Source organism: Mesorhizobium sp., from assembly GCF_017306585.1.
In the GTDB taxonomy this organism is placed as follows: domain Bacteria; phylum Pseudomonadota; class Alphaproteobacteria; order Rhizobiales; family Rhizobiaceae; genus Mesorhizobium.
Genome location: NZ_JAFKIC010000006.1, coordinates 1 through 1,740, shown reverse-complemented (window position 1 = coordinate 1,740; position 1,740 = coordinate 1). Strand labels below are relative to the sequence as shown.

Below are 1,740 nucleotides of genomic sequence, written 5' to 3'. Positions count from 1 at the left end.
GCCTATGAGCTGCGCGACTGGATGCCGGAGGACGGCGGCCGGCTCACCGACACGATCTACGAACCCTACGCGCTCCAGTCGATCGACATTCCCCGCGCAAAGCCGCATCCGACGCCGCTCGTGCAGTCAGCTGCAATGGCCGCCGTCGCGCCGCCAAAACCTTCCTATCGGCCGCTTCTTCCTGATGCGATCATCGACGAGGGCCTGCTGTCGGACGCCCAGCTCGAAAGCGTCATCTATGCCGGCGAAGCCCATTGCGGCCATCTCGCCGGCACCTGGACGGTTGACGACACCTGCGATGCCGTCTCGGCCGCGCCAGAAGGGGCTGCGAACGCTGTCCGCTTCCGCCGTGGATGGTTTTTGGGCGATGGAACCGGCTGCGGCAAGGGACGGCAAGTCGCCGGCATCATCCTCGACAATTGGCTGCAGGGGCGCCGCCGTGCGATCTGGATTTCCAAGTCGGACAAATTGCTTGAGGACGCTCAGCGAGATTGGGCAGCACTTGGCCAGGAAAAACTTCTCGTCCAGCCGCTGTCGCGCTATCGGCAGGGCACGGCGATCCGCCTTGCCGAGGGTATCCTGTTCACGACCTACGCGACGCTCCGCTCGCAGGAACGGGAAGGCAAGAAATCCCGGATCGCCCAGATCCTCGACTGGGTCGGACAAGAGGAGGGGAGGGCCGAAGGCCCGACAGGGACTGGCGAGAACCCGGCAGGGAGTGCCGACGCCTCGACTCGGAACAAGGAAAATTCGGCGAGGAGGGCCGAAGGCCCGACGGGGATTAAAGGAAGCCCGACGAGGATTGGTGCAAACCCGTCGGCGGGGAACAATTCGTTCGATGGCGTCATCGTCTTCGACGAGGCCCACGCCATGGCCAACGCCGCTGGGGGCAAAAGCGAGCGCGGCGACGTCGCCCCGTCGCTGCAAGGAAGGGCAGGCCTGCGGCTACAGCATGCACTGCCTGACGCCCGCGTCGTCTATGTCTCGGCCACTGGCGCGACCGCGGTCGAGAACCTCGCCTATGCGCAGCGTCTCGGCATCTGGGGCAGCGAGGATTTTCCCTTCGCCAACCGCGCCGAGTTCGTCGCCGCAATCGAGGATGGCGGTGTCGCGGCAATGGAAGTGCTCGCCCGCGATCTCAAATCGCTCGGCCTCTTTGCGGCGCGTTCGCTCTCCTATGACGGTGTCGAATACGATCTGCTCGAGCATGCTCTGACCGAGGAACAGATCCGCATCTACAATGCCTATGCCGATGCGTTCCAGGTCATTCACAACAACCTGACCGCCGCACTCGAGGCGACCAACATCACCAGCAAGGCCGGCACGCTGAACCGCGACGCAAAATCGGCGGCGCGTTCAGCCTTCGAGAGCACCAAGCAGCGCTTCTTCAGCCATCTCATCACCTCGATGATGACGCCGACCCTGATCGGCGCGATAGAGCAGGATCGCGCCGAAGGTCATTCGGCGGTCGTGCAGATCGTCTCGACCGGTGAGGCGCTGATGGAACGACGCCTTGCCGAAATCCCGACCGAGGAATGGTCGGACCTGCATGTCGACGTCACGCCGCGCGAGTACGTCGGCGGGTACTTGATGCACTCCTTCCCAACCCAATTGTTCGAGGAATATTCGGACGCGGAAGGGAACGTCTATTCGCGGCCTGTCCACGACGAAGATGGCAATCCGGTTCAATGCCGCGAGGCCGTTCGCCGGCGCGACGAGATGGTCGAAAAACTCGCATCG

1 protein-coding gene is annotated in these 1,740 nt (G+C 63.6%); it reads left to right on the top strand.

Annotation, left to right across the window (positions count from 1 at the left end):
• On the top strand, positions 1 to 1,740 hold a 1,740-nt coding region (locus tag J0I79_RS00075), incomplete at both ends, for a strawberry notch family protein (RefSeq protein ID WP_292854132.1).